Source organism: Streptomyces sp. NPDC003023 (assembly GCF_042888225.1).
Lineage (GTDB): Bacteria > Actinomycetota > Actinomycetes > Streptomycetales > Streptomycetaceae > Streptomyces.
This window is the reverse complement of the sequence record NZ_JBIAPL010000001.1, coordinates 827,131-853,384: the sequence shown is the minus strand read 5'-3', so window position 1 is coordinate 853,384 and position 26,254 is coordinate 827,131. Positions and strand designations below refer to the sequence as shown.

General features: G+C 71.7%; 20 protein-coding genes and 1 pseudogene. 10 read left to right on the top strand and 11 right to left on the bottom strand.

Annotated elements, in window-relative coordinates:
* The first annotated feature begins 154 nt into the window (after positions 1-154).
* The 3 genes from ACFYV1_RS03480 (at position 155) to ACFYV1_RS03470 (ending at position 3,212) form a co-directional block, all read left to right on the top strand.
* Positions 155-904, top strand: coding sequence for an NTP transferase domain-containing protein (locus ACFYV1_RS03480; protein WP_389393655.1), 750 nt, complete (start codon positions 155-157; stop codon positions 902-904).
* Positions 905-1,206: 302 nt separating this feature from the next.
* Positions 1,207-2,829: a malate synthase A gene (gene aceB, locus ACFYV1_RS03475; protein WP_389393654.1), complete on the top strand. Its 1,623-nt coding sequence runs from the start codon at positions 1,207-1,209 to the stop codon at positions 2,827-2,829.
* A 170-nt stretch (positions 2,830-2,999) separates the two neighbouring features.
* Complete coding sequence (locus tag ACFYV1_RS03470) at positions 3,000-3,212, top strand: DUF4287 domain-containing protein (protein ID WP_389393653.1); 213 nt, start codon at positions 3,000-3,002, stop codon at positions 3,210-3,212.
* A gap of 66 nt (positions 3,213-3,278) precedes the next feature.
* Here ACFYV1_RS03470 and ACFYV1_RS03465 read toward each other — a convergent pair whose 3' ends face one another.
* From ACFYV1_RS03465 to ACFYV1_RS03455, 3 genes and pseudogenes are all read right to left on the bottom strand, one after another.
* Positions 3,279-3,593 carry a hypothetical protein gene (locus ACFYV1_RS03465; protein WP_389393652.1) on the bottom strand — a complete coding sequence of 105 codons (315 nt, stop codon included), beginning with the start codon at positions 3,591-3,593 and terminating at the stop codon, positions 3,279-3,281.
* Between the two features lie 60 nt (positions 3,594-3,653).
* On the bottom strand, positions 3,654-6,260 hold the full coding sequence (locus ACFYV1_RS03460) for a SpoIIE family protein phosphatase (protein ID WP_389393651.1): 2,607 nt from the start codon (positions 6,258-6,260) through the stop codon (positions 3,654-3,656).
* A 15-nt stretch (positions 6,261-6,275) separates the two neighbouring features.
* Positions 6,276-6,747: pseudogene (locus ACFYV1_RS03455) on the bottom strand (SRPBCC family protein).
* Between the two features lie 301 nt (positions 6,748-7,048).
* Between ACFYV1_RS03455 and ACFYV1_RS03450 the strand changes: the two are divergent.
* Positions 7,049-10,429, top strand: a complete 3,381-nt coding sequence (locus ACFYV1_RS03450) for a BTAD domain-containing putative transcriptional regulator (RefSeq protein ID WP_389393650.1) — start codon at positions 7,049-7,051, stop codon at positions 10,427-10,429.
* On the opposite strand, the gene ACFYV1_RS03445 is transcribed toward ACFYV1_RS03450, so the two are convergent.
* Positions 10,417-11,265 carry an extensin family protein gene (locus ACFYV1_RS03445; protein ID WP_389393649.1) on the bottom strand — a complete coding sequence of 283 codons (849 nt, stop codon included), beginning with the start codon at positions 11,263-11,265 and terminating at the stop codon, positions 10,417-10,419. The two genes, ACFYV1_RS03450 and ACFYV1_RS03445, sit on opposite strands and share 13 nt — an antisense overlap.
* 96 nt (positions 11,266-11,361) lie before the next feature.
* On the bottom strand, positions 11,362-13,002 hold the full coding sequence (locus tag ACFYV1_RS03440; RefSeq protein ID WP_389393648.1) for a methionine--tRNA ligase: 1,641 nt from the start codon (positions 13,000-13,002) through the stop codon (positions 11,362-11,364).
* Positions 13,003-13,493: 491 nt separating this feature from the next.
* Here ACFYV1_RS03440 and ACFYV1_RS03435 point away from each other — a divergent pair, with 491 nt between their 5' ends.
* Complete coding sequence (locus ACFYV1_RS03435) at positions 13,494-13,679, top strand: hypothetical protein (protein ID WP_389393647.1); 186 nt, start codon at positions 13,494-13,496, stop codon at positions 13,677-13,679.
* A gap of 247 nt (positions 13,680-13,926) precedes the next feature.
* Here ACFYV1_RS03435 and ACFYV1_RS03430 read toward each other — a convergent pair whose 3' ends face one another.
* Both ACFYV1_RS03430 and ACFYV1_RS03425 read right to left on the bottom strand, forming a co-directional pair.
* Positions 13,927-14,793, bottom strand: coding sequence for a peptidoglycan-binding protein (locus ACFYV1_RS03430; protein WP_389394559.1), 867 nt, complete (start codon positions 14,791-14,793; stop codon positions 13,927-13,929).
* A 955-nt stretch (positions 14,794-15,748) separates the two neighbouring features.
* Positions 15,749-16,399 (bottom strand): alpha/beta hydrolase, encoded by a 651-nt coding sequence (locus tag ACFYV1_RS03425; protein ID WP_389393646.1) that lies wholly within the window; start codon positions 16,397-16,399, stop codon positions 15,749-15,751.
* Positions 16,400-16,948: 549 nt separating this feature from the next.
* Between ACFYV1_RS03425 and ACFYV1_RS03420 the strand changes: the two genes are divergently transcribed.
* Positions 16,949-17,494, top strand: coding sequence for a putative immunity protein (locus ACFYV1_RS03420; protein WP_389393645.1), 546 nt, complete (start codon positions 16,949-16,951; stop codon positions 17,492-17,494).
* A 157-nt stretch (positions 17,495-17,651) separates the two neighbouring features.
* Positions 17,652-18,413 (top strand): class I SAM-dependent methyltransferase, encoded by a 762-nt coding sequence (locus ACFYV1_RS03415; RefSeq protein ID WP_389394558.1) that lies wholly within the window; start codon positions 17,652-17,654, stop codon positions 18,411-18,413.
* 237 nt (positions 18,414-18,650) lie between these two features.
* Here ACFYV1_RS03415 and ACFYV1_RS03410 read toward each other — a convergent pair whose 3' ends face one another.
* Both ACFYV1_RS03410 and ACFYV1_RS03405 read right to left on the bottom strand, forming a co-directional pair.
* The gene (locus ACFYV1_RS03410) at positions 18,651-19,061 is read right to left on the bottom strand and encodes a RidA family protein (protein WP_389393644.1); all 411 of its coding nucleotides are present in this window, start codon (positions 19,059-19,061) and stop codon (positions 18,651-18,653) included.
* A gap of 344 nt (positions 19,062-19,405) precedes the next feature.
* Positions 19,406-21,100 carry a lamin tail domain-containing protein gene (locus ACFYV1_RS03405; RefSeq protein ID WP_389393643.1) on the bottom strand — a complete coding sequence of 565 codons (1,695 nt, stop codon included), beginning with the start codon at positions 21,098-21,100 and terminating at the stop codon, positions 19,406-19,408.
* A gap of 460 nt (positions 21,101-21,560) precedes the next feature.
* Here ACFYV1_RS03405 and ACFYV1_RS03400 point away from each other — a divergent pair, with 460 nt between their 5' ends.
* From ACFYV1_RS03400 to ACFYV1_RS03390, 3 genes are all read left to right on the top strand, one after another.
* Positions 21,561-22,205, top strand: coding sequence for a LysE family translocator (locus ACFYV1_RS03400; protein WP_389393642.1), 645 nt, complete (start codon positions 21,561-21,563; stop codon positions 22,203-22,205).
* A 360-nt stretch (positions 22,206-22,565) separates the two neighbouring features.
* Positions 22,566-23,288 carry a hypothetical protein gene (locus ACFYV1_RS03395; protein ID WP_389393641.1) on the top strand — a complete coding sequence of 241 codons (723 nt, stop codon included), beginning with the start codon at positions 22,566-22,568 and terminating at the stop codon, positions 23,286-23,288.
* Positions 23,289-23,551: 263 nt separating this feature from the next.
* Entirely contained in the window at positions 23,552-23,884 is a 333-nt protein-coding gene (locus ACFYV1_RS03390) for a Fic family protein (RefSeq protein ID WP_389393640.1), read from the top strand.
* Between the two features lie 144 nt (positions 23,885-24,028).
* On the opposite strand, the gene ACFYV1_RS03385 is transcribed toward ACFYV1_RS03390, so the two are convergent.
* Entirely contained in the window at positions 24,029-24,187 is a 159-nt protein-coding gene (locus ACFYV1_RS03385; protein WP_389393639.1) for a tetratricopeptide repeat protein, read from the bottom strand.
* Between the two features lie 28 nt (positions 24,188-24,215).
* Positions 24,216-26,150, bottom strand: coding sequence for a tetratricopeptide repeat protein (locus ACFYV1_RS03380; RefSeq protein WP_389393638.1), 1,935 nt, complete (start codon positions 26,148-26,150; stop codon positions 24,216-24,218).
* Between the last annotated feature and the right edge of the window lie 104 nt (positions 26,151-26,254).

Here is a 26,254-nt window from a genome sequence, read left to right as displayed (position 1 = left end):
AGGTGCACCTTATCCAAGGTGTCACCCGGCTCTCCATGTCGGACGGCCCGCACCCCGGGGGCGGTTGCAGGATCGCCGGAGCAACCCTCGTTCGGCGCAGTACGGGAGCCGGCGCCGCACGCGTATTCGCCCTCTTTTGGGACAGGGAGTCCTCATGTCATCGTCTCGGATCTCGTCGGAACCCCAAGGACCGGTCGTCGCCGGATTGTTGCTCGCGGCGGGCGGTGGCAGGCGTCTGGGCGGCCGGCCGAAGGCGCTGCTGCGTCATCACGGCAGACCGCTCGTCGAGTACGCGGTTCGGGTCCTGCGCGAGGGCGGCTGCGGTCCGGTGCATGTGGTGCTGGGCGCGTCGGCGGACCGGGTGCGGCGGGAGGCGGACCTGTCGGGGTGCGTGGTGAGCGTCAACCCGGAGTGGGAAGAGGGGATGGGCTCCTCCCTGCGCGTGGGCCTGGCGTCGCTCACCCCTCCGGCCTCACCCCCGGCTTCCGGCCCTACCAGCACTCCAGGCACTCCCGGTCCTACCGGCCCCGCCGGTTCTCCCGGCTCTCCCGGTTCTCCCGGTTCTCCCGGCTCTCCCGGCTCTCCCGGCTCTTTCGGTCCGGTGGACGCCGCGCTGGTGCTGCTGGTGGACCAGCCCGGAATCGGCGCGGAGGCGGTGGCCCGGGTACGCGCCGCCCATCGTTCGCGTACGTCACTGGTGGCCGCCGCGTACGAGGGCCGGCGCGGACACCCGGTGCTCTTCGGAGCGGACCGATGGGCCGCGATCACCGAGAGCGCGGTGGGCGACCAGGGCGCGCGGGCGTATCTGCGGACGCACGCCGACGCCGTCACGCTCGTCGAGTGCGGCGACGTGGCCGAGGCGTACGACATCGACACACCCGACGATCTGCACCGCCTCCGGTGAGGCCCGGCGCGCGTCCGTGCTCGGCGAAACGTGGGCCCTCGGCGGACGTGAGCATTCGGTGAACGGCGTGGCACGCTGCGCCACGTTCTGTCGACCCGGAGAATCTCGACATCAACAAACCATTGAACTTCCACCATGCGATAACTACTATCCACTGTTCAGAAGCGCCTGACAGCTCGGACGGCGCCCACGGCCGCATCTCGGAGCCCTGGCACTCAGTGCCGTCATTTGGCGACCCGGCGGCCGCACGGCGTCTCCGCGCAGCACACAGCCCGTGAAGCTCGCGAAGGAAGTGACAGCTCATGTCCGCACCAGCGCCGTCCCCGCTGGCAATCGTCGATGCCGAGCCCCTGCCCCGGCAGGATGAGGTCCTGAACGACGCGGCCCTCACGTTCGTGGCCGAGCTGCACCGGCGCTTCACCCCGCGCCGTGACGAGCTGCTCGCCCGCCGCGGCGAGCGCCGCGCCGAGATCGCCCGTACCTCCACGCTGGACTTCCTCCCGGAGACCGCCGCGATCCGCGCGGACGACTCCTGGAAGGTCGCCCCCGCGCCCGCGGCCCTGAACGACCGCCGCGTGGAGATCACCGGGCCCACCGACCGCAAGATGACCATCAACGCCCTCAACTCGGGCGCGAAGGTCTGGCTCGCCGACTTCGAGGACGCGTCCGCCCCCACCTGGGAGAACGTCGTCCTCGGCCAGCTGAATCTCATCGACGCCTACGAACGCCGGATCGACTTCGCCGACCCGAAGTCCGGCAAGTCGTACGCCCTGAAGCCCGCCGGCGAACTCGCGACGGTCGTGATGCGCCCCCGCGGCTGGCACCTCGCCGAACGCCACCTCCAGCTCGACGGCACCCCCGTCCCCGGTGCGCTCGTCGACTTCGGTCTCTACTTCTTCCACAACGCCAAGCGGCTGCTGGACCTCGGCAAGGGCCCGTACTTCTATCTGCCCAAGACGGAGTCGCACCTCGAGGCCCGGCTGTGGAACGACATCTTCGTCTTCGCCCAGGAGTACATGGGCGTCCCGCAGGGCTCGGTCCGCGCGACCGTGCTGATCGAGACGATCACCGCCGCGTACGAGATGGAGGAGATCCTCTACGAACTGCGGGACCACGCCTCCGGCCTGAACGCCGGCCGCTGGGACTACCTGTTCTCCATCGTCAAGAACTTCCGTGACGGCGGCGAGAAGTTCGTCCTCCCGGACCGCAACGCCGTGACGATGACGGCCCCCTTCATGCGCGCCTACACCGAACTGCTGGTGCGCACCTGCCACAAGCGCGGGGCGCACGCCATCGGCGGCATGGCCGCGTTCATCCCCTCCCGTCGCGACGCCGAGGTGAACAAGGTCGCCTTCGAGAAGGTCAAGGCCGACAAGGACCGCGAGGCAGGCGACGGGTTCGACGGCTCCTGGGTCGCCCACCCGGACCTGGTCCCTATCGCGATGGCGTCCTTCGACGCGGTCCTCGGCGAGAAGCCGAACCAGAAGGACCGGCTTCGCGAGGACGTCTCCGTGGCGCCCGGTGACCTGATCGCCATCGACTCGCTCGACGCCCGGCCGACGTACGACGGCCTGCGCAACGCGGTCCAGGTCGGCACCCGTTACATCGAGGCGTGGCTGCGCGGACTCGGCGCGGTCGCCATCTTCAACCTGATGGAGGACGCGGCCACGGCCGAGATCTCCCGTTCCCAGATCTGGCAGTGGATCAACGCGGGCGTCGTCTTCGAGAACGGCGAACGGGCCACCCCGGAGCTCGCCAGGAAGGTCGCGGCCGAGGAACTGGCCGCGATCCGCGAGGAGATCGGCGAGGACGCCTTCACGGCCGGCAACTGGCAGCAGGCCCACGACCTGCTGCTGAAGGTGGCTCTCGACGAGAACTACGAGGACTTCCTCACCCTCCCCGCGTACGAACAGCTCGTCGGCTGACGGGCGTCACGCCCCACCCCGCCCCATCACCGCCCCCGGTACCGCACAGCACCGGGGGCGGTGTGCTGCGCGCGGCGCCGTCCCGACCGATGAGTTCTCGCTCCGCCGCCGGTCTGCACCACGTCAGCACACGCTGATCACCGAGCTACTACTGATGGGACACCGCCGGCATGACCGAAACCGTGAAGGGCCCCGCGAGCTACTTTCCGTCGATCGAGAAGAAGTACGGCCGCCCGATCACGGAGTGGAAGGAGCTGATCCGCTCCTCTCCCCTGACCAAGCACATGGAGCTGGTCGCATGGCTCAAGACCGATCACGGCCTCGGGCACGGCCACGCCAACGCCCTCGTGGCCCACACCATCGCCGAGGACAGCGGGAAGTGACGAGCTCGGGCCGGGCCGGGCTCCCGCCCCGCCCCGACCCGCTCATCATTCGCCAACCGCCACCCGTCAATCGCCACTCGACACTCGTCGCTCCGAGGACGACGACCGCGACACAGGACGCCATGCGGCCGGCCGGACGACTTCACGGGCGACTGCCCCCGACACGCCGAGGCCGGCCCGGGCATGCGCGACATAGCGACTGCGCGCCTCGCGGAACTCCTGGTACGACTGTGCCCAGTTCTGCTCCACCTCCGTGGTCACGCCCCGCGCCAGACACTCGAGCCGCCACAGGCAGTGGTCCAGTGTCTTGGACGCGGTGTTCGCCTCCGTGTCGCCGAGCAGCCCGAGCGTCTCCGCCAGGGCCGAACGGCGGGGCTCCAACCTGCCGGCGCCCCGGCGGCACAACACCGTCCTGGGCGGGGCCCGTCGGCGGGCCCTGTCTCAACGGCCGGCCGGGGTCCGGTCGCCGCCGTCCGGGAAGGCCTGCTCGGTCCAGATCGTCTTGCCGGACCGGGTGTAGCGCGTACCCCACCGCTGGACGAGCTGGGCGACGATGAACAGGCCCCGGCCGCCCTCGTCCTCGGCCGTGCTGCGCCGCAGGTTCGGCGAGGTGTGGCCCGTGTCCGCCACCTCGCACAGCAGTGTCCGGTCACGGATCAGGCGCAGATGCAGGGGCCCCTCCGCGTACCGGACCGCGTTGGTGACCAGCTCGCTGACGACCAGTTCGGTCTCGAACGCCAGCTCTTCGAGACCCCAGGCACCGAGCTGCGCGGTGACGAGTTCCCGTGCCCGGCTCGCCGCGACCGCTTCCGCCGCCAGTTCCCACTCCGCGACGCGCCCGGCGCCCAGCTCACGCGTGCGTACGAGGAGCAGAGCGGTGTCGTCCGCGGTCGCGCCGCCCGGCAGCAGCGCCGCCAGCACCCGGTCGCACAGCTCCTCCAGCGGTAGGTTCCGATGCTCGGTGAGGACACGCCCGAGCGTGTCGAGCCCCTGGCCGATGTCGCGGTCGCGGGCCTCGACCAGACCGTCGGTGAAGAGCGCGAGCAGGCTGCCCGCGGGCAGCTCCAGGTCGATCGCCTCGAACGGAAGGCCGCCCAGGCCGAGCGGCGGCCCGGCCGGCAGTTCGAGGAAGGAGAAGGAGCCGTCCGGCCTCACCACGGCCGGCGGCAGATGCCCGGCCCGCGCCATCGTGCAGCGCCCGGAAACCGGGTCGTAGACCGCGTAGAGGCAGGTGGCCCCCGTGGTCACGTCGGGATGCGGTCCCACGACTCCTTCCGTGCCCGCACCCGGCCCCTGCCCCGGACCGCGGGGCCCGGTCTCCGCGCTCTCCTCTGTCTCCGCGGCCCCCCTGGCCTCCGCGGCCCCGCCGGCCCCGCCGGCCTCTCTGGCCTCTCTGGCCTCTCTGGCCTCTCTGGCCTCTCTGGCCTCTCTGGCCTCTCTGGCCTCCTCCCCTGTCTTCGCCGGTGCGTCCGGTGCCGGGCCCACCAAGTCGTCGAGCCGCGTCAGCAGTTCGTCCGGCGCCATGTCCAGCTGGGCGAGTGCCTCCACGGTGGTACGCAGCCGGCCCATCGTGGCCGCGGCCGGCAGCCCGTGACCGACCACGTCCCCGACAACGAGCCCGACCCTGGCGCTGGAGAGCGGAATGACGTCGAACCAGTCTCCGCCCACCCCCGTGACGTCGTCCGTGGGCAGGTACCGGTGGGCGACTTCCACCGCCGAGCGGGGCGGCAGGTACTGGGGCAGCAGCTCGCGCTGGAGGGTGAGGGCCGAGGCGTGCTCGCGGGTGTAGCGGCGGGCGTTGTCGATGCACACCGCGGCACGGGCCACCAGTTCGTCGGCGAGCGCGACCTCGCCGTTGTCGAACACGGCCGCCGGCCCGGACCGGGTGAAGGTGACGATGCCGAGAACCTCGCCGCCGACGCGCACCGGCACGACCAGCACGTTCTCGACGAGTACCCGGCCGCCGGAGGACAGGCTGCGAAGTTGCGGGGAGCCGGGCGGGTACTCGACGGCACGGGGTGCCGCGCCGCCGGTGGCTCCCGTGACCCTGAGGATGCCGACCCGCTGCGCGCGGCCGTCCGCCGGCTCCCCGCCCTCCAGGACCCACGGCGCCAGGTCGACCTCGACGACGGAGGCGAAGTCCGGTACCGCCACGTCCGCGATCTCCTGGGCGGTGACAGTGGCGTCCAGGGTGGTGCCCACGCTCCGCCCCGCCTCCACCAGCAGGGCGAGCCGGTTCTGCGCCTCGTGGCGATCGGTGATGTCGAACGCGTCCTCGCACACGCCCAGAACCCGGCCGTTGGCGTCCTGCAGCCGGTAGTACGAGCACGACCACAGGTGGTCCTTGCCCGGGTCGCTGGGCATCTGGCCCAGGAAGTGCACGTCGAGTACGGGCTCCCCGGTGTCGATGACCTGGCGCATGACACCGTCCAGGGTCCGCGGGCACCCCTTCGTCACCAGCACCCCGTCGGGATACAGCTCATCGGCGCGCATCCCCCGGTACTGTGCGAACGGTCGCCCGATCTCCTGGCCCGATGCGGCGTTCGCCCAGGTCAGCCGCAGGTCCGTGTCGTAGATGGCCAGCCCGATCGGTGACTGGGTGGCCAGTCCGTCGAGCATCGCGAGCCGGGACTCCCACAGCCGCAGCCGTTCGGACTCCGCGAGGACGAGGATCCGCGCCGCGCTGCCGCCGGCGGCCAGGTCGCACACGGACGCCTCTACGGGAACGCTGCGGCCGTCCCGGTGGCGCGCGAGACGCGTCTCGTGCCTGTGGAGGTGCTGGGTGGGCGCGCCCTGGGGCAGGGTCCCGGCCGGAGGACCGCCCAGGAAGACGTCGACGGGCTGTCCCACGACCTCGGCGGCCGTGTGTCCGAGCAGTTTCTCGGCGGCCGGGCTCCAGCCGACGACCGTGTCCCGGGCGTCGAGCACCACCGCGGCGGCGACGGCGACATCGAGCGGGCCCCGGAGGTCCGCGCCCTCCGTCGCCTCCCATGCCCGCCAGGCGCTCGCCGCGTTCCATGTGCCCGCAGCCTGCCCAGGCCGGTTCATCGTTTCAGCGTCTCATCACTGACGCCGGTCCGCCTCCACGAGTCGGGCGAGGTTGTCCAGCGCCATACGGGTTCCCGTCTCGTTGTCGGCCGCGGGCACCGCATCGGGGATCCCGTCGTGCACGACGAGCACATCGGTGCCGCCGCCCTCCGCCTCGGTGAGCGTGGTCGTGATCGTCATGACACCGGTCAGCGAGGGGTCGCGGGTCTCGAACTCGAGCACTTCGACGACCCGCTCGTCGGGGACGATCTCCGCGAAGGTGCCGTGGTACGTGTCGGTGTGCGCCGCCGACTTGCCGATGCCGGCGGGCGCGTCGTACGTGAGGGACACGCGGAACCGGCCCCCCCTGGCGCGCGTCGAATTCGTGCACCACCCCACTCATCCCGTCCGGCACCCGCCATCGCGCGACCGCGTCCGCGTCGAGCAGCGCCCGGTGGACGGCGGCACGCGGCGCGTTCACATGTCCTGACGTCCGCGTCGAGTACATGGGGCGACGGTACCGCCGCGGCTGACCGGTCGCGGCGGTGGCGCCCACCGCGCCGTCGCTGACCGGCGGCACCGTCCACCGGGCCGTAGCCGACCGGTCACGGCGGCACCGTCCACCGGGCCGTACTCGGTACGCCGCGTCCGCGGTGCCTGCCGTCCGTCGTCGTCCGCGCCGTGCGGGCCCGGCGGGTCGGCGCGGCCGAGGTGACCCGCCACGGGACACCTCCGTGGCCCGGCCCCGTGAACTTCCGTTCATACGAGGGGTGTTGACCGTACGGACCGTCGTGCGCAGGATGGCGCCGATGTGGATCGGAATCCTGGGGCCGGTGGAGCTCCGGCACGACGGAGTGCGGTTGGGCCCCCGGCCGGGGCGGGGCCGGTCGCTGCTCGCCCTGCTGACGCTCGACTCCGGCCGTCCCCTCGCGCACGACCGCATCGTGGACCTGCTGTGGGAGGATCCGCCCGGTTCCGCGCGCGCCCAGGTGTACAACCTGGTCAGCGACCTGCGGCGGCGCATGCGCGACGCCGTGCCGGAAGGCGCGGCCCGCTCCGGGGCGGCACCGGCCCCCGCAGCGCCTCGGCAGGACACGCTGGTCTCGGTCGACGGCGGATACCTGCTGCGGCCCGAGGGCTGCACCAGCGATCTGCGGGACTTCCGGGCGGGGGTGGCCCTGGGCCGCGAGTTCTCCGTGGGCGGCCGTCATGACCGGGCGGAGAAGGAGTTGACCGCCGCGCTCGCCCACTGGCGGGGCACCGCTCTCACCGGCTGCCGGGAGCCGTTCGCGGATGCCGCCCGCCGCGCACTGGACGAGGAGCGGCTGCGGGCCGTCGTCACCCTCCTCGACGCGCGCCTGGCCCTGGGACGGTACGAGCAGGTGCTGGCGGAGACGGGACCCTGGCTGGCGAGCCATCCGCACCGCGAGGACCTGTACGGCAGGCAGATGCTCGCCCACGCCGCGCTGGGCCGGCAGGCGGACGCGATGGCCGACTACCGGCGGGCGTACCGCCGTCTGCGCGACGATCTGGGGGTCACCCCGGGGCCGGAACTGCAGGACGTCCACCGGCGGATCCTCGGCAGCACGTCAGAGGCACGCCCCGCCACCACGACCGCGGCGGGGCCCCGCCACTCCGGTCCCGCGCCGCACCGTCCGCCGCCGCGGACCGGGCCCCCGCCTCAAACCGGCCGCTCCGGTCCCGTACCACACCGGCTGCCGCCACAGACCGGGCTCGCGGCACAGGCCCACCGGCCCGGTCCCGTACCACGCCAACTGCCGCCGCAGACCGAGCCGCTCCTCGGCCGCGCGAGAGAGACGGCCGGGGTACGGGCGGCGCTGCTCGAGCGCGCGGGTGTGGTGCCGGTCGTCGCGCTGACCGGGCCGGGCGGAGTGGGCAAGTCGGCGCTCGCCCTGCACGTCGCCCACTCGCTCGCCGACGAGTTCCCGGACGGACAGCTCTATGCCGACCTGCACGGCCTGCGGGAGCGGCCGGCCGAGCCGCACCGCACGCTGGGCCGCTTCCTGCGCGCTCTGGGCGTGGACGGCAGGGAGGTGCCCGCCGACCCGGAAGAGCGCGTCGCCGAGTTCCGCAGCCGGACGGCCGGCCGCCGTCTGCTGCTCGTCCTCGACGACGCCGCCGACGAGAAGCAGTTGCGCCCTCTGCTGCCAGGAACCCAGGGCTGCGCGGTGCTGGTGACCTCCCGCAACCGGCTGACGGGCCTCGGCGGACACGGATTCGAGGTGTCGACGCTCGATCCGGCGGCCGCCCACCGGCTGCTCACACGCCTCGTCGGCGAAGACCGCACGGGCGCCGAGCCGGCCGCCACGGCGGATGTGGCACGGCTGTGCGGCTCCCTGCCGCTGGCTCTGCGCATCGCCGGCGCGAGGCTGTCCTCGCGTCCCGACTGGACGATCGGCGGGTTCCGGGACCGGCTGGCGCGGCAGCGTGAACGCCTGGACCTGCTGACAGCCGGCGACCTCGACGTCCGCACCGGCATCACGCTCAGTTACCGTGCGCTGCCGGCCGAGTTCCGGTGTGCGCTGCGCAGGCTGGGTCTGCTCGAGCCGCGAAGCGTGCCCGGCTGGGTCGTAGGGGCGCTGGCCGGCGCGGACACCGCCGACGACCGGCACGCCGACTTCCTGGTGGAACGGAATCTGCTGGAGGCGGTCGGCGTCGACCGGGCCGGCCAGCCGCGGTACCGCCTGCACGACCTGGTCCACGATTTCGCCCACGAGCGGGTCACGGCCGAGGACGAGCCCGGTGACCGGGACGCCGCGCTCGGCCGGGTGCTGCGGACCTGGCGCGCCCTGGCTGCCGAGGCGGCCGGCCGCCTCGGCCACGGGGGCGCCCTGGACCCGGTGCGGCATGACGGCGAAGCGCCGACGGCCGTGGTGTCGCTCGTCCGGGAGCGTCCCCTCGACTGGTTCACCGCGGAGCGCCTGAACCTGATCGCCGCGGTACACCTGGCGGGCCGGCTGGGCAGCGCCCCGGTCGCCGGCGACCTCGCCCTCCAGCTCGACGGTTATCTCGTCATCCGCTACGACGAAGCCGAACGGCTGGCTGTGCTCCGCGCGGCCATCGCGTGCTGGCAGGGCGGGGCCGCACCCGATCGCAGGCTGGCACGGTTGTACTTCGCGCTGTGCTGGGCGACGTACCAGCAGGATCGTTACGCCGAACTCGACGAGGCGGCGACGCACGCCCTCGCGGTCGCCGTCCGGGTCGGCGACCCGGACATCGTCGCGGACGCCACCTGGCAGGTGGCGAAGGCGACCGCGCTGCGCGGCCGACTGCCGGACGCCGCCGTGCTGTACCGGCGCTCCCTCGCCCACGCCGTGCGGCAGCACCAGCCGGAGCGGAGTCTGACGTACGCGCACACGGGACTGGCCAACGTCCTCGCCGACCTGGGACGGCCCGCGGAGGCGGCCGGCCACTACCGCCACGCGCTGGCCCACCACCCGGCGAAGGACCGCACCAGAGTCGTCATCCTGCTGCGCTTCGCCGAAGCACTGGTGGACGACGCCGAGGGCGGGCGGGCACTGGAACTGCTGGCGGAGGCGCAGTCGATCGTCGCCGCCATCGGCGACGAAGTGGGAGCCGCCCACGTGGAGCGGCTCCGCGGCCTCGTCGACATCGCCCGCCGTGACTGGCAGCCGGCGAACGACCGTCTGCACGCCGCGTTGACCGAGCTCGAGACACACCACGAGAAGCTCGGTGCCGTGCACGTCCTGCGCGCCCTCGGCGACGCGGCCCTCGGCCTGGGCGTTCCGGCTGTCGCGGAGCGCCGGCTGATCCAAGCCCTCGACGCCTGCCGGCCGATGGGCGCACCGGTGGAGACGGCCCGCGTCGAGGCACGCCTCGCTGCCGCCCTGCGGCTGTCCGGGGAACCGGCAGCAGCCGCGTACGAGGGCGCGTACCGGCGCACGCTCGCGGCTCTATCGCTGACGGACGCGAGCCTGCGCCTCCCCGGACACGTCCGCGCGCTGCTGGCCCCCGTGCGCACGGAGTCTTCAGTCCGGACCGAACACTCGGGCCGGACGGAACCTCCGGGCGGCGCGGAGTCCTCGGGGCGGGTGGAGTCCTCGAGGCGGGCGCAGTCCTCGGGGCGGGCGCAGTCCTCGGGCCAGGTGGAGTCCTCGGGGCGGGCGGAGTCCTCGGGACGGTCCGCCCCTTCGGGTCAGAACGCCTGATCGGCGAAGCCGTGGCGCGCCACCCGGGCCATCATGGTCCGCCAGACGCTGTAGTCGGTGTGCGGGTTGCCGGTGATGTTGAGCCGGGATCTGGCACGGTCGAACGCGGTCTGGGTGAGCGGACCCCAGGCGCCGTCGACGGCCAGCCCGGACCCCATGAAGTTGTTGCACATCGCCTGGACGAACACGGTGTCGCTGCTCGAGCCCTTCTCGCACACCGTCGGCAGCCCGCCGAAGTCGGCGTGGATGTGGTCGGCGTGGGCCGAGTTGTACCAGCCGTCGAGCACGTACCTGAACCGTCTGCGGCACACCGCGTCCACCGCCAGATAGCGGCGGCGCAGAGTCCGGTCGCCGGCCGCGTGGTGACGGTCCAGCGGGGAGGACTGCCGACCTCCGGCCCATCTCACGAGGTCGAGGTCCATCGCGGTGCCCTGGCCGTGCTGTCCCGGCTTGTTGACGTAGAAGCCGGCCGAGACCAGGAAGGACACGTTGCCCGCGCCGGCGTCCCCCGACAGGTCTCTGAGGTCCCGTATCCACACCACCAGCCGGTCGTAGAACGCCTCGGTGCACTGCCAGTTGCGCAGGGCGGTGTTGCCGCGGTCGCCCCGCCAGTAGTAGACGGGTGTGCCGTCGATGCGGCTGAACGTCCTCATGGCCAGCGTCCGAGGCGCCTCCATCTCCGAGGGCAGCGCCGAGGGCCCCGGTGCCTGAGCCGCCCGTGCGACGGAGGCTCCGGCGAAAGGCGCCGCCACGACCGCGGCGCCCATCCCTCCGATCAGTGCCCGGCGGTTCAGCCCCTGCCCACCTGCCGACGGACGTGCCGCTTGCTCACGCATGCTGTGTGCTCCTTCGCAGTCGGGTGACCGATCGCTGCAAAGGCTGGCGGGCGGAACTCACACATGGCTCATTCCGGTCTCACCCGGCGGCGCGTCTCAACTCCTTTGCGCGGGCGTGGCGTTGGCGGATGAGTCGGCGGCCTTCGCCGGACGTTCGCCGAGCCGTCGGAACAGCGGCGCCGGTTCGGGCAGCACGCCGTCGACGGCCGTGCACTGTGCGGCGATACGGGCCGCGGTGCCCGGGAGGAACGGCGTCAGCCGGTCGGCGAGGTGCAGACAGGCATCGAGGAGAGCATGGAGAACCGCCTCCAGCCGGTCCCCCGCCGCCCGGTCCCCCGCCTTCTCCGCCTCCTCCGCCTTCTCCGCCTTCTCCGCCTTCTCCGCCTTGGCCGACTCCCAGGGCCTCGTGGCGTCGATGCAGCGGTTGGCCTCCTCGACGATCGTCCACACCGCGGCCGCCGCGCGCCGGAAGTCGAAGGCGGCGAGGGCCGCCTCGACCTCTCGCGGGCTGTCGGCGCAGGCCCGGGCCAGCCGCTCGCAGCCGGGCTCGGTGCCGGGGCCTGAGCCGCGCTCTGCGCCGGGCTCGGTGACGGGCGGTGCGGGCAGCCGGCCGGCACGGTAGCGGTGAACCATGGTGACAACGCGGTTGACCAGGTTGCCCAGACCGCCCGCGAGATCACTGTCGGCGCGGGCCACGAGCCGGTCGCGGGTGAAGTCGGCGTCACCGACGCGTGGTACGTCGCGCAGCAGCCACCAGCGGACGGCGTCCGTGCCGACGTCGGCGACCAGATCGGCGGGATCGACGGTCGGACCGGCGGACTTGCTGATCTTGCGGCCGTCGACCGTGAGGTAGTCGTGGACCAGGATGTCGGTGGGCAGCGGCAGCCCGGCGGAGAGCAGCATGGCCGGCCAGTAGACGGCGTGGAACCGGACCACGCCCTTGCCGGCGAGGTGTACGCGTCGGCCGCTGTGCGCCCACCACTGGCCGAAGGCGGCGTCGTCGGTGCCGTAGCCGAGGCTGGTCACGTAGTTGCCGAGCGCGTCCCACCACACGTAGACGACCTGGTCCGGATCGCCGGGGACGGGGATGCCCCAGCCGCGGGCGCGGCGCTGGGAGCGGGAGACCGAGAAGTCGTGCAGACCGCCGTCGATCAGGGCGAGGACCTCGTTGCGGCGGGCTGCGGGTTCGATCCGGAGCCGGTTGGCGGCGATCAGTTCCCGCAGGGTGTCGGCGTACCGGGAGAGCCGGAAGAACCAGTTCTCCTCCGCCACGAGTTGGGGTTCCGTGCCGTGTTCCGCGCAGCGGCCGTCGACGAGGTCGGCCGGGGTGCAGAACTGCTCGCAGCCGACGCAGTAGAGCCCTTCGTAGTGCTTGCGGTACAGGTCGCCGGCGTCGGCGCACCGCTGCCACAGCCGCTCCACCCCGGCCCGGTGGCGGGGATCGCTGCTGGTGCGGATGAAGTCGTCGAACGACAGGGCCAGGGGGTCGCGCAGCCCGGCGAAGGCCGCCGCGTTGCGGTCGACCAGCTCCTGGACCCCCACGCCCGCCGCCTCCGCCGCGAGGACGTTCTTGAGGGAGTTGTCGTCCGTACCGGTGAGAAACCGAACCTGGTCACCGGCCTGGCGGCGGTGACGGGCGAGTACGTCGGCCTGGACCAGCTCCAGGGCGAAGCCCAGGTGGGGCCGGGCGTTGACGTACGGGATGGTGGTGGTGACGTAGGTACGCGTATCGGTCATGGGGATCTCCTCCTCTACCGAGGCGGGGCTCCTGCCTGTACACGCGAAAGAGGCCCCGTCCTCGGGGCCTCGGCACGTCACACGTCCGTCTCAGCAGCCCCGTCGGCGGGGCATCATCGGGAACGAGTGCGTGATCATGCGGTGACGCTAGCAGAGCCGAAGACGCCGGCACCAAGGCATTTCCGTACGCTCGTCGTGCGTGACCATCGGTCGTTTTCCGGTGGGGACTCGGAGTCCGGCGACAGACGCTCCGCAATCACACGCGCACATCAGTCGGCGGCCGGGGGACTGTGCCGCCACGATGAGGGATGGACCGTCATGCCACGAATCCGGCTCACCGCGCAAGCCACCTCGGCGGATCATGAGGCCGTAGGGTCTGACCGTGATTCACCCTCCAGGTCCGAGGCGAGAACGGCAGGATCGAGGCTCGCGCGGAGCACGGTGTGGTCTGGGGTCCTGAGCTGGCTGGTCTTGATCAGTCAGTGTTTCCCATGCTGGGACACCTGCTGCCGTACGCGGACACCGTTTTCAACCACCGGCAGGTGTCCACCCTGTTGATGGAGGTACCGCGGTTGCCCGCAGGTGTGCTGCCTGCTGCGTTCGCGCACGAATTGATCGAGCTGGGTCAGGTGGTTCTCGACGGACAGGGCCTGTACCTGTGGTTCCTTGGGGACTGAGACTGCAGGCTGGCTCAGCCCCGGAGCCGTAGCCGGACAGCCGCGGTGGTGACGGTGCCGTGGAAGACGTAGGCCCGCTTGTCGTAGCGGGTGGGGCGGAACAGCGGAGGGGCTCGCGGGGCGGCCCGCCTGCCCCGGGCGGGCGGGGCGGTCCGCCTGCCCCGGGCGCCCGCGCGAGGCACGATGGTTCCCGGGGCAGGCGTACGAGGGTGACCGGCCGCCCTCCGGTCCCCTCCGTGCCGCAGGGTCAGCCGACGAGGGCCCGCCAGGTCGTCGGCCCGGCCACGCCGTCCACATAGAGCCGGTTGGCACGCTGGTAGCCCCGGACGGCGGAGTCGGTCACCGAGCCGAAGTCGCCGTCGACGGCCAGACCGGCACTGTGCTTGTTCAACATCGTCTGCAGACCCCGGACATGCGACCCCGAGTGGCCCGTGCGGAGCGAGAAGACGAGGTGGGGCCAGGTCTTCGGGCCGACCTGGCCGTCGGCCACGAGCCCCTTGGACGACTGGAACTTCTTGACCGCGGCGACGGAAACGGAACCGTACTGTCCGTCGGCCGTCAGGCTGTAGCCCCGGCTGGTCATCAGATACTGGACGGCCTTGACGGTCACGCCGACCGCGCCCGGGTCGATGGTGGACCAGCCGCCGCCCAGGTCGACACCGCGAGCGGCGAGGTAGGTGACGGGGTTGGTCGTGGCGCCCAGGCCCCCGGAGTGGATCTCGAAGTGGAGGTGCGGGCCGGTCACGTTGCCGGTGGCGCCCATGTCGGCGATGCGCTGCCCGGCGGCGACCGTGGCGTTCAGCCCGACCCGGAACACGCTGAGATGGCCGTAGTAGGTGTACCGGCCGCTTCCGTGCGAGATCACCAGGCCGTACCCGGTTCGCCCGGTCAGGACGCCCGTGCCTCGGCGGATCACGGTTCCGGCGGCCGCCGCGTAGACGGCGGTGCCGGTCGAGTTGGTGACGTCCTGGCCGGCATGCGGGTAACTGCCGCGCGGGGCACCGTAGTAGCCCCCGGAAGGGAAGTAGCCCAGAGCCGGATTGCACCACCGGCCGTCCTTGAGCGTGGCGGCGGACGCCGACGCCATCAGGCCCGGCGCAGCCGTCAGTGCCAGGGAAAGACCGGCGCCGGCGCCGAGCAGCAGTCGTCTGCGCGACAGGCCTGCCGACCGGTACGTCTCGGATTCATCGGCCGTGGCCCCGGCCGGACCGCATTGCTCACACATTCTCGTCCTCCTGCGACGCCTTCGAGGTGCCTTGCGGAGCGAGGACAGCCGGGCGACGGAGACCGAGCGGTCGCGGGCTGCCATCCCGTTTACGTCGCGGAGCATGCCAGAGCGGCGGTTGCGTCTCCAGGGCATCGTCCGGTTCCTGCCAGGGCACCTGACGACCGGCCAGGTCCTGTCGAACCGGGGTTGGCGGACGCGATCTTCGTCGGCGGCATCCGTACCGCTCTCGGCGGGGAGGGTACGTGGGCGAGCTCGAGGACCGGCCGCTCGGATGCTCCGTGGCGACGCCCGAGTCCCACCGGCCGGGCAGGGAAAGGCGGAGGCCGCGTCGGGCCGTGTGCGCCTGTCGCGTCGGCAGGCAGGGCCGGCTCCAGGTCGCACGGCAGCGCGGCTCGGGCGCCGGTGCGCGCTGCCGCCGCGGAGCACGGCGGCGGGCCGGCCGCCCGTGCCACGGTCGTCGAGGAGGTGACGGCAACCTCTGGGGCCGGGGGTCGGTCACCGGCCTGATCACGGCATACGTCTTCTGCGGCGCTGCCCGGGCGCGGGAGGCACCCGCCGCAGAGGTGGGCGGTCACCGTCCTCACCGTCCGGATCCGTCGACCGCAGCCCCCGTGGCCTCGGCGGGAGCCGGTGTGCGCCGGGCCGGGCCGCGCGACGCCGCGTACTCTGCGCACGACGACCGCCGGAACCGCGCTCAGGCGTGCGGTGCTTTCGCTGCTGTTCGCGCTGCGGCTGGGCGTTGCGCCGGCCGGCCGACGACTGCGACTGCGACCACGGCTGCGAATGCGGTTGCGGTTGGGGTTGCGGCAGGTCACAGGAGCAGCCGCGACAACAGTCGGCGTCAGGCCTCGGCCCCGTCGCCCCAGGCGCGGCACAGGAAGGCGGAGGCGTCCTCGAGTACGGGGAGGGTGATGCCGTGGCCCATGCCCGGGTACTGGTGCTCCTCGAGGCGGGCGCCGGACTTCTCACGGAGCCACTCGCCCGTCCTGGCGACAAGATCAGCGGGGATCACCCGGTCGGCGACGTCCCGCCCCCAGAAGACCGGTACCCCGGCCAGGCGTCCCTGCTCCTCCGGCAGACCCGCGTCCCACGGCAGGGTGCCGGACAGGAGTACGGCGGCGGTGAACCGCTCGGGGCGGGCCAGCAGCAGACCGCCCGCCATGGCCATGCCGCCGGAGAAGCCGAGCAGCGACACCGACGTGTGCCCGGCGGCCTCGGCGTCGAGCCAGTCGAACAGCCAGTCGGCGCCGGCCTTGATGGAGTCGGGCAGCGGGCGTCCGATCCCCCGGTTGGCGAACCACGCGTATCCGCCGCCCTCGGCCAGCGGGGCGCGCACGAAGGCCGCCGTGGCCCCCTGCGGCAGATGCGGAGCGAGCTGCGCGAACGACGCCTCGTCCGCGCCCCGCCCGTGCAGGGCGACGATGAGCGGCGTGCCGGGCCTGCGCCCGGGCTCGACGGACCAGCTGACCACGGGGGCGGCGGTGTACGGCATGACAACGGATCCTTGTGCGGGGTGCGGGGTGCGTGCGGCAGCGCTCGTCAGCGCCGACCGGTGCGATGCCGTGGTTCGGAGTGACGCTCGCACACAACCGAGCCTACGCCATTGCTTGAACTTTAAATCAAAAGCCTCTGCTGCCGGACCAGGACGTCGACGTCGACCTCGACCAACCGCCCGGACGGCCTCACCCGCGAGCCCACTGGTCGATTTCGAACCACCCGTACACATGCCACCACTCAGCGTGGTCGACCACGCAGCAGTCGTCTGCGCGACAGGCCCGTCGGACCGGTACCTCTCGGATTCATCGGCCGTGACGCCGGCCGGACCGCACTGCTCACACATTCTCGTCCTCCTGCGACGCCTTCGAGGTGCCCTGCGGAGCGAGGACAGCCGGGCGACGGAGACCGAGCGGTCGCGGGCCGCCATCCCGTTCACGTCGCGGAGCACGCCAGAGCGGCGGTTGCGCCTCCAGGGCATCGTCCGGTTGCTGCCAGCACGCAACTCCGTTGAAGACCGCCGGCGGTCGCTGGGAGCATCGGGGTTGTGACGATCTCATCCGGGGACTTCGAACTGACCATGGACGAACTGCGCGTCGTCGCCCACTACGTTCTGGAGAGCGCCGAAGGAGTTTTTCCTGTTTTCGAGGACGCCGATCCCGGCGATCCTCGGCCTCGTGCGGCCATCGACGCCGCACGGGAGTTCGCGAGCGGCGCCAGACGGACCAAACTTCAGCGCGTCACCTCCTTGGACGCCCACCGGGCGGCGAAGGACGCGACCACGGAGACCGCACGGCTCGCCGCACGCGCTGCGGGAGATGCCGCCTCTGCGGCCTACCTCCATCCGATCGCGAAGGCCACCCAAGTGGGTCACATCCTGAGAGCCGCCGCGAGCGCCGCGCGCATTGCGGAGTTGAACGCGGACGAAGATCTCGCCGTCGGACTCCGAATGATCGAGGAGGCCCGGCAACGCGCCACACCCGTCCTGATCGATGTTCTGAACAGGTACCCTCTGGCGCCGACCGGCAAGAGCCGTGTGGCACAGCTCATGACCGCCCTGGACGCGTCCCTGCGCATGCCGTTGCCCAGCTGATGGTCGGCCATGGCGCCACGGCTGCCCCTCGCCGACAACGGCGGCGGCCGGCCGGCTCCGGCTCGCACGGCGGCGCGGCTCGGCAGGGATCTCCCGAGGCGGCGTTACCGTGACGAACGTGACAGGAATCGACGCCGAGCGGCGGTGGTCCGAGTCCATGCCGGCCGCCTACGAGCAGTACCTCGTGCCGGTGGTCTTCCGGCCCTTCGCCGAAGACCTGACCGCCCGGGCGGCGGCACTCCGCCCCGGGCGGGTGCTCGAGATCGCGGCAGGGACAGGCGTGTTGACGTCAAAACTGCTCGAGACGGCCCCGTCGGCCGAGGTGACGGCCACCGATCTGAACGAGGCCATGGTCGCCTTCGGGTCGGCCCGGTCCCCTGGCGCAAAGTGGCGGCAGGCCGACGCGCAGCGGCTGCCCTTCCCGGACGGAGGCTTCGACCTGGTGGTCTGCCAGTTCGGCGTGATGTTCTTCCCCGACCGGGTCGCGGCGTTCACCGAGGTCCGCCGGGTGCTGGCCCCGGGCGGCGCGTTCCTGTTCAACACCTGGGGCCCGCTCGGCACGCACGCCTTCGGAGCGGCGCTGCAGGCCGGGCTGGAGCGGGCCTTTCCGGTCGACCCGCCGCGGTTCCTCCCCACGGTCCCGCACGGGTACGCCGACCCCGCTGTCGTGGCCGCCGACCTGACCGCCGCCGGTTTCGCTGTCGAGGAGCAGCAGGAGCTGACGCTGGAGGGCCGAGCCGCGTCGGCCGCCGATGTCGCCACCGGGTTCCTTGCCGGGACGCCGGTGCGCGCCGCCGTCGAGGAGCGCGGGGGCGGGCCGGCCACCCGTGCCACGGTCATCGAGGAGATGACGGCCCGTCTGGGCCCGGGTCCGGTCACCGGCCTGATGACGGCATACGTCTTCCGCGGCGCTGTCTGAACACAGCAGGAGCCCGCGCCGCGGAGGGTGTCACCGTCCGGCTCCACCGGTCGCGGTAACCCGTGGCCGCTTCACGAGAGGGCGGAACATCGCACGTCCCGGCACCGGTCCGCCGCCATCTGCCGAGCACGCACCGCCGCCGGACGCCTCGTGGGCGGCTGGCGGTCTCGCATGCACGGTGTGTCCGTCAGGCATTTCCGGTCCGGCAGCCCGGTCGCCGCGGTGTGTCGACGGGCCTCAGGAGTCGAGCACGGCGGCTACGGCCTCGATCTCGACGAGCTGGTCCTGGTAGCCGAGGACGGTGACACCCATCAGGGTGCTGGGGACGTCATGGTCGGCGAACGAGTCCCGGACCACCTGCCAGGCAGCCACCAAATCCTCCCGCCGCGCCGAAGCGACGAGAACCCTGGTACTGATGACGTCCTGGAGTGAAGCGCCGGAGGCAGCGAGAGCAGCCCGCATGTTCTCGACTGCTTTCAGTGCCTGACCCGCGTAGTCCCCGACCGCTGCCGTCGAGCCGTCGTCGTTGAGCGGACATGCCCCTGCGAGGAAGATCAGGCGGGAGTCTGCGGGCGCCGTGGCCGCGTAGGCGTACTCGGCGACGTCGGACAGGGAGGCGGAGCGGATCAGCGTGATGGCACGAGCCACGGTCGTCGGGTCCTTCCCATCGGGAGTTGAGCGCGGACATCGTGTCAACGAACCGTTGGCACCCGCCTCCCCTTTTCTCGCCACCCCCTCAACACCGTCGTCGCTTCTCCGGCGCCGGGCGACGGCACACGGCTCACGACTCACGACTCACGGCTCACGACTCACGACGAAGGGCACCACAATCCGCGTTGGCAGACTTCCTGAATCGGCAACGGAGGCGACGTCACCCAGCACCGGCCGGACCGGCGAGCCGGCCGGTGACCACTCCCCCGCGCGGCTGCGACACAGCCGGGGATCGCGGCGCCGCCGCGATCCCCGGTGTCCGTCGAAACCTGCTCAACCGCTCAGTACACCGTTCCGTCGGCGCGCTGACCCAGCGACCGCGCCAGCGAACTGATCGTGTTGTGCTTGACCCAGGTCCCGGACGCGGAGCCGTCGGGGCTGCGGTTGATGGACACGCCGTCGCTGCTCGCCAGGCTCGAGGTGTAGCTCATCGACTGGACGGTCGTGCCGGCCGAGTTCCGGAGGATCACCTGGTCACCTCCATTGGCCAGGCTGAGGGCACCGGTGCTCGCGGCCACGGCCGCGATGCCGCCGGGGACGGCGGAGGCTCCGCCGAACACGGTGATCGCCTTGCCGGGCTGCAAGGTCGTCCCGGACGCGAAGGTGTGGCGCAGTGCCGTCCCGTCCCGGAGGGTCCAGCCCCCGATGTCGATCGCCGTGCCGCCCGTGTTCACGATCTCGACACCCTCGCCCGCGGTGCTGCTGCCGGGCTCGTTGGCCAGCACCTCGTTGACGATGACGTCGGCCGGGCTGCCGCCGCCCGCGGTGACGGTGACGTTCTCGGTCGTGGTGTGCGTGGCGCCGACGTCGTCCGTCACGGTCAGCGACACCGGATACGTGCCCGCCGACGCGTACGTGATACTCGGGTTCGTCGCGCTCGACTTCTGTCCGTTGCCGAAGTCCCAGCCGCGGCTCACGATCGTGCCGTCAGCGTCGCTGCTGCCGTCCGTGAAGGAGCAGGTGAGGTTGGTGCAGGAGTTCGTGAACGACGCGGTGGGCGGCTGGTTCGTCCCGCTGCCGCCGCCGGTGACGAAGTCGTAGCGCGAGAGCACCGGGTAGTGATCGCTGGTCGTGGTGGCGTAGTTCGAGATGTACGGTTCGGGCCGGAAGGCGGTCGCCGAGTCCGAGACGTACTTCGCCTGGACCTCGTCGGTGGTGAGCTGGTGGTCCACGAAGTCCGGGTAGCCGGTCGTGGACGCCACTCCGGCCAGCGACAGGGCACGCGTCGGGAAGGTGTAGCGGGCCGAGTCGTTCACGAAGTTGGCGTAGGGCGACGGCTTGCCGGACACGATCGACGTGTCGACGTCGTCGTTCCAGTCGCCGATGACGAAGACGTTCTGCGTCGGGTACGTGGTGTCCAGATAGGACTTGAGCGCCTGCGACGCCGGGTTGCGAAGGTTCCACGCGTCCGTGGTGGCCCCGGCCTTCGCGTGCAGGACGATGAAGGTGAGGTCCCGGGTCGCACCGTCGAAGGTTCCCCGCAGCTTGAACTCCACCGGCGGGCGGCCCGCGAAGTTGCTGTTCTGGTCCGTCAGGATGACCTTCGCGCTCACCAGCGTGGCCATGCTCGAGCGCCAGACGAGGGCGACCTTCTGCTCGGTGTTGCCGAAGTCGGAGTAGTACTGCGCGCCGTTCGTCACGACCGGGTCGTTCGCCACGACGCCGGTGTAGCCGGGCATCCCCGCGACGAGCTGGTCGAACGCCGAGGTGCTGACGACTTCGGACAGGCCCCACACGTCCATGTCGACCCCCGACATGACGTCGCGGACGTTCTCCTGCTGCAGCGCCTCGTCGGTCGGGCCGAAGTCCGGCGCACCGAACCACTCGACGTTCCAGTTGCCCACGTCGAGCTGCGTCGGTGATCCCTGGGACGGGACAGTGGTGGTGGCGGCTCCCGCCGCCGGAACGGCACTGAAGGATGCCAGTGCCGCGGCGGAGGCGAGCGCGCATATGAGTGCGCGGATACTGCGTCTCATCGACAACAACCCTTTCCGTGTCGGTTGTGCTGCTGAGCTCTCCTGCTACTCCTCACTCATCGTGTGAGCCAGGCGCGAGGGAGCATCCCGTCTCGGCCGGAGGGCACACAACCGCCGGAGTGAAACGCGTACTTACGTTTGCGCGAACAGTGGTCGCGCGTGCCCACCTGGTCCGCCGGTCGCTCCTCTCGGGTTCGTACCCGTCCCGGTCCGGCGTCACGTCATGCGCGCAAGCGGCAACGCGATCGTGGGCGATCCGGCCGCAGTCGTCGATGTCGCCGGACGGCTGGAGTCAGGGGGCGCGAAGACACCTAACGGCGGGGCCCGTATCCTGGGGCGGCCGACGCGGGTGATGCAGGCATTGCCGATGCATCACAGCTGCCGTCGCAGCCGCCCGTCGCAGTCGGGCATCGCCCCACTCCGGGTACCAGCTACCCGGGAGACGATCAGGAGTTGACGGGTGATCAGTCTGGCCGCAGCAGGCGGAGTGGCCCTGGTCGAACTGGGAATGGCCCTGACGCCGGGACCGAACATGATCCACCTCGCGTCTCGCGCGATCACCCAAGGCCGCAGGGCGGGCCTGGTCAGCCTGAGCGGGACCGCCGTGGGATTCCTGTGCTACCTGCTGGCCGCGGCCGCGGGCCTGTCCGCGTTGTTCGCCGCCGTGCCGCTGGCGTGCACGGTGGTCAAGCTCGCCGGGGCCGCCTACCTGGCCTACCTGGCCTGGGACATGCTCAGGCCAGGTGGCCGCTCGCCCTTCGCCCCGGCCCGGGACCTGCCTCCGGTCTCTGACGCCCGCCTGTTCTCGATGGGGCTCCTGACCAACCTGCTCAACCCCAAGATCGCTCTCATGTACGCCGCTCTTCTGCCCCAGTTCATGGATCCGCGTGCGGGCCGGGACTGGGCGCAACTGCTCCAGCTCGGTGGTGTGCAGATCATCGTGGGGATCTCCGTGAATGCTCTGATCATGCTGGGCGCAGCGCGGGTGTCGGGGTTCCTGACCGCCCGGCCCCGTGTGATGACCGCTCAGCGGTTCACGTCGGGCGGGTTGCTCGGCGTCTTCGCGCTGCGCACGGCCCTGTCCCGTACGCCTGTCTCGGCCTGAGCCGTGCCCGTGCGCCTGTGACGCCGGTCGGGCGGGCCGGGGCCCGGCCCAACGGCCTCACGGAGCGACGGCGCCGACCCTGCGGGACCGGAGAAGACGCGACGAGGCGAGGACGTCGAGTGGCGGGCCGTGCTCGCCTCCCGGTACGGCCCGGTGCGCGGCCTCATCCGGCTGCTGCGGAGCAGCCTCTGCCTCGACCGGGACGCCGAGCAGCTCGCCGCCGACGGCACGGGCGTGGGGCGAAAACCATTCGCGATCCCAGAGGCTTCGAGCCGAGACTGACGGGTCGATGAGATCGGACAGGAAGCGTGGTCGGCGCTGACGTACAACCGTGACACCCTGCCCTTCCCGGAGAACCGTGTGCCTCTCGTCACCCACGAGGACATTCGGAACTGGGATCGACTCGACCCGGCCCGTCATTCGTTCGTCTGGGACGAGGACGAGGAAGCTCACTTCTGCTCGCTGGTCCGCGAGTGGGTGCCACCCGTGCTCTCCGGAATGGCCGGGTGGTGGGAGGGCGAACGCTGGTGCGAGAGCCAGGTGGAAGCGATCATCCGGGAGCGATACGGCACCTGGGCCTGGGGATGGAGCTGGAGCTACCGCTACGGCGGGCCCATCGGCAACTGGGTCAGCGGGTCGAGCTCGGTGACAACCCCCGACGAGACCGCGGCACGCGTCGTAGCCGCACTGCTGGAATGGCGGGAGTGGCTGGAGCGGACGGCCCAGCGCTTCGCCGAGCTTGTGCCGCCGCCGGACGCCTCACCCCAGGATCGCAGCTGGCACTTGGAACGGGCCTGTGTCCGGCTCGTGACCCACACGCTGGACTCGGGCGCTGAGGGCGGCTGGCACGGCCAGGCCTCGATCGTGCTGGGCTGGTTCCTCACCAGCACCGGCATGGACCGAGCCGAAGCCGCGCGAGCGGTGGAGCGCGCGATCGGCGGCAGGTTCCAGAGCTGGGTCACCCCGGAACGGTCCCTGATCGAATCCGTCGGCGACGACCTTGCCGTTGGCGTCACCGGCCACGCCCCGTACCAGGACCATCGTGAAAGGGCAGCGCTGGAGGATTTCCATGACCGCTGCTGACAGCCTTTCGGTCTGGCTGCGAGTGCGCCGCGAGGTCGAGTGGCAGCGTGCACCTGCCCTGCAGCGGGTTCCGCCCGGCCGTGACGGGTTCCGAACCTGGTGCGAGGGACCGGTGCGCCGACGGGACCCGATTCGCGCCGAACGTCTGCTCGCCGCACACTCACTGGTCCAGGAGGATGCGGCACGCCGCACACCATTGAACTTCGCTCTCCTGGCCGGTTGGCAGCGCGAAGTCCTGGCTGTGACAGGGACACCTTTTTCGTGTGAGCGACGCCTTCGCGAAGGCGGGCCGCGAGCGCTACGGCCTGACCCCTGACACGCGGGCCGATCTCGATTCCTGCCTGCGCGAGACGACCGACCCGGACATTCCGCTGTCGGCCCGCGCGGCCCGCGCATACCTCGATGTGGCGTTCTTCCACCCCTTCGACGATGGGAATGCCCGTGCCGCGCTGCTGGCCTTGGTCCATGTCCTTGGCCGGGAAGACATCGTCCTTCCTGAGGTCGGCCCGCTCCAGACCACCCGCTACGCGGATGACCCGGCCGGCGCCGCCGACCTTGCCTCTCTCATCGGGGTGCTCAACCGCCGCCGACGCTGAAGCGGCAACGGCGTTCTACTGGTCGTGACCCTGGCTGCTGCTGCGTGCGGAGCGGTCCCTCTCGGTCCGAACGTGACGCGTCGGCCGGACCCGGAAGAGCGTGACCCGCCCGGGTGTCACGCAGCGCCGCCCCGGTCCCGGGTGTCACGACCGCCCCTCTCCGAACTGCCCCAAGAGGTCCCGGCTCGCGGCCGTGAACGGATGGTCGGCCCCCAGGCTGCGCCCTCTGCGTGCGACGACATCGGCCATGAGCTCGACTGCCGATGGGGTGCGACCGCGTGCGAACTGGATCCGGGCGAGCAACTGCTGGGCCGCGAGCGCGATGGGGTAGTCAGGGCCGAAACGGTCCTGATACGCCCGGCAGACGGCTCTGATCTCGTCGTCCGCCGACTCGAGCCGCCCCAGCAGGTACAGCGCCCAGGCGTGGTTGTGCCGGGCGCCGAGGGTGACCGTATGATCGGGGGCCGAGGTGCCGGACACAGTCCGCGGGCAGCGAAAGCGGTTCGGGATCGGCGGCGAGCTCGTCGGCCGACAGCATCGTCAACAGGCTCGCCCGAGAGCGCAGGGTCAGCGGGTGTGCCGCCCCGTGCGCCTCCTGGCGCCCGGCCACCACCGACCTCAGCAGGGACAGCGCTTCGTCACGCCTGCCCAGGTTTCCGAGGACGAGTTGGAGTCCGTGGCCCGTGTCCAAGGTGTCCGGATCGTGCCGCCCGAGATGATGCTCCTGAGCAGTGCGCACGCTGCGCAGCAACTGCTCGGCATCGGTGTATCTCCCGAGTCGGAACAGCGCCCGCCCTGCTCGCGACCGGGCAGCCAGCACCAGTCGGTGCTCGGTGCCGAGTGACTGGCCCGCGGCATCCGCGGCGGTGTTCGCCGTGTCCCAGGCGGACACGTAATCCCCCGTGCGGTGAAGCGCTGTGGACAGGCGGTGGGCCACCGCCAGTGCGTCGGCGACGGCGGAGGGCTGTGCGGCACGTCGCACCAACGCGACCGAGTGAGGGGCGAGCAGGCGCAGCTTCGGATTGTCGGGGCCGGCGTCGGGGACGTCGGGGACGACGGCGTCGAGCAGGCGGGCCGCCGTCGCGTCAAGGGAGGGGAGGCGGTCACGAGGTGTGGAGGCGGCGACGCTGTCGAGCAGGACGCCGTGGCTCTGGACACAGCGCTCACCCACGTCGACCAGTTCGGTCAGCGAGTGGTCGAGCAGCGCTCGCAGCGCAGTCTCACAGCGCGCGCGGGGCAGAACGCCGCTGATGTCGGGGCAGTTGAGCAATGACAGCGGCAGTGGCTCGGGAGCGAAGCGCGCCATGAGCCTCAGCAGGGAAGCCGCCTCCGGCAGCCCGCGGGCTTCGAACGCGTCGAGTGTCAGTTGCCACGTGCGGCCGACCAGGTGGCGTGGATCCTCGTCGGACAAGTCGTCGGCTCCTTGGTCTATGAGTTCGACCCCCTCGCCTTCGTCCAGATGATGCCCGTAGGTGTTCATCGTCCATGGGTCGAGTATCTGGTGGGAGAGGAAGCCGCCCGCGAGCGTGAGTGCCAGTGGCAGTCGCCCGAGTCTGTCCGCGATGGCGGCAGCCTGCTCCACCGTGCCGCTCTGCGGGGCGAGGTCGCACAGGATCAGGGCCGCGTCGTCGCGCGGCAGTACGCCGATGTGCTGCAGCTGGGCACCCGGCCACCAGCGCGCGGCAGCGCGGCGCGTGGTGACCAGGGTGGTGCCTCGCGGACTGCTGCGGAGCCAGCTGCCCTCCCGGAGGATTTCCGGGTCGTCGGCGTTGTCCAGCACCAGCAGCCACGGTTCGGCGGACCTGTCGAGACGGGCCCACACCAGGTCGGCCGCCGGGCGGAGACCGTTGCGCGCGGCCAGGAGTTCACCGTCCCGGGCACCGCGGTCGGCAGCGACGGCGAGCATGCCGGCGCGCAGGCTCGCGCGGTCGGCGGCGTTGACCCACAGGCCGATGCGCCGGCCCGCCTGGGTGGCGAACTGGAACAGGGCGTACGCCACGGCAGTCTTCCCGCAGCCGCCCATGCCGTGGAGCACGTAGACCTCACCGGCGCGTCCTTCTGTCAGGCCTGCCCGTAAGCGCTCCACGACCTCGGTGCGGTCACGCAGGACGGCGGGTGCTCGTCCGATCGCGGGGCGACGCACGGAGTCCGGTCCGGTGAGGGCGGCTGGGTCAGTGCCGTGGTGGTGGAACTCCCTGATGTGCAGGTCGCCGGCTGCCTGGTAGACGCGACCGCCGTCCTCGGCATGGCCGTCGATGCCGCTCATCGGGCCGCACCGGGCCGGCATCGGCCGGGTGCACCGTGGGCCGCTCTGCTCCGCGGCGACTGCCGGTCGCCGTCGCTCCTGAGTGCGGCGGTCTCCATGGCCCG

Excerpts from the sequence above, each read along its gene's own strand:
- ACFYV1_RS03415 (WP_389394558.1), top strand. The coding sequence starts at position 17,652 with ATGCCGGCCGCCTACGAGCAGTACCTCGTGCCGGTGGTCTTCCGGCCC.
- ACFYV1_RS03380 (WP_389393638.1), bottom strand. The coding sequence starts at position 26,150 with ATGAGCGGCATCGACGGCCATGCCGAGGACGGCGGTCGCGTCTACCAG.
- ACFYV1_RS03470 (WP_389393653.1), top strand. The coding sequence starts at position 3,000 with ATGACCGAAACCGTGAAGGGCCCCGCGAGCTACTTTCCGTCGATCGAG.
- ACFYV1_RS03445 (WP_389393649.1), bottom strand. The coding sequence starts at position 11,265 with ATGCGTGAGCAAGCGGCACGTCCGTCGGCAGGTGGGCAGGGGCTGAAC.
- ACFYV1_RS03435 (WP_389393647.1), top strand. The coding sequence starts at position 13,494 with ATGCTGGGACACCTGCTGCCGTACGCGGACACCGTTTTCAACCACCGG.
- ACFYV1_RS03460 (WP_389393651.1), bottom strand. The coding sequence starts at position 6,260 with ATGAACCGGCCTGGGCAGGCTGCGGGCACATGGAACGCGGCGAGCGCC.
- aceB (WP_389393654.1), top strand. The coding sequence starts at position 1,207 with ATGTCCGCACCAGCGCCGTCCCCGCTGGCAATCGTCGATGCCGAGCCC.
- ACFYV1_RS03450 (WP_389393650.1), top strand. The coding sequence starts at position 7,049 with ATGTGGATCGGAATCCTGGGGCCGGTGGAGCTCCGGCACGACGGAGTG.
- ACFYV1_RS03405 (WP_389393643.1), bottom strand. The coding sequence starts at position 21,100 with ATGAGACGCAGTATCCGCGCACTCATATGCGCGCTCGCCTCCGCCGCG.
- ACFYV1_RS03440 (WP_389393648.1), bottom strand. The coding sequence starts at position 13,002 with ATGACCGATACGCGTACCTACGTCACCACCACCATCCCGTACGTCAAC.
- ACFYV1_RS03425 (WP_389393646.1), bottom strand. The coding sequence starts at position 16,399 with ATGCCGTACACCGCCGCCCCCGTGGTCAGCTGGTCCGTCGAGCCCGGG.
- ACFYV1_RS03480 (WP_389393655.1), top strand. The coding sequence starts at position 155 with ATGTCATCGTCTCGGATCTCGTCGGAACCCCAAGGACCGGTCGTCGCC.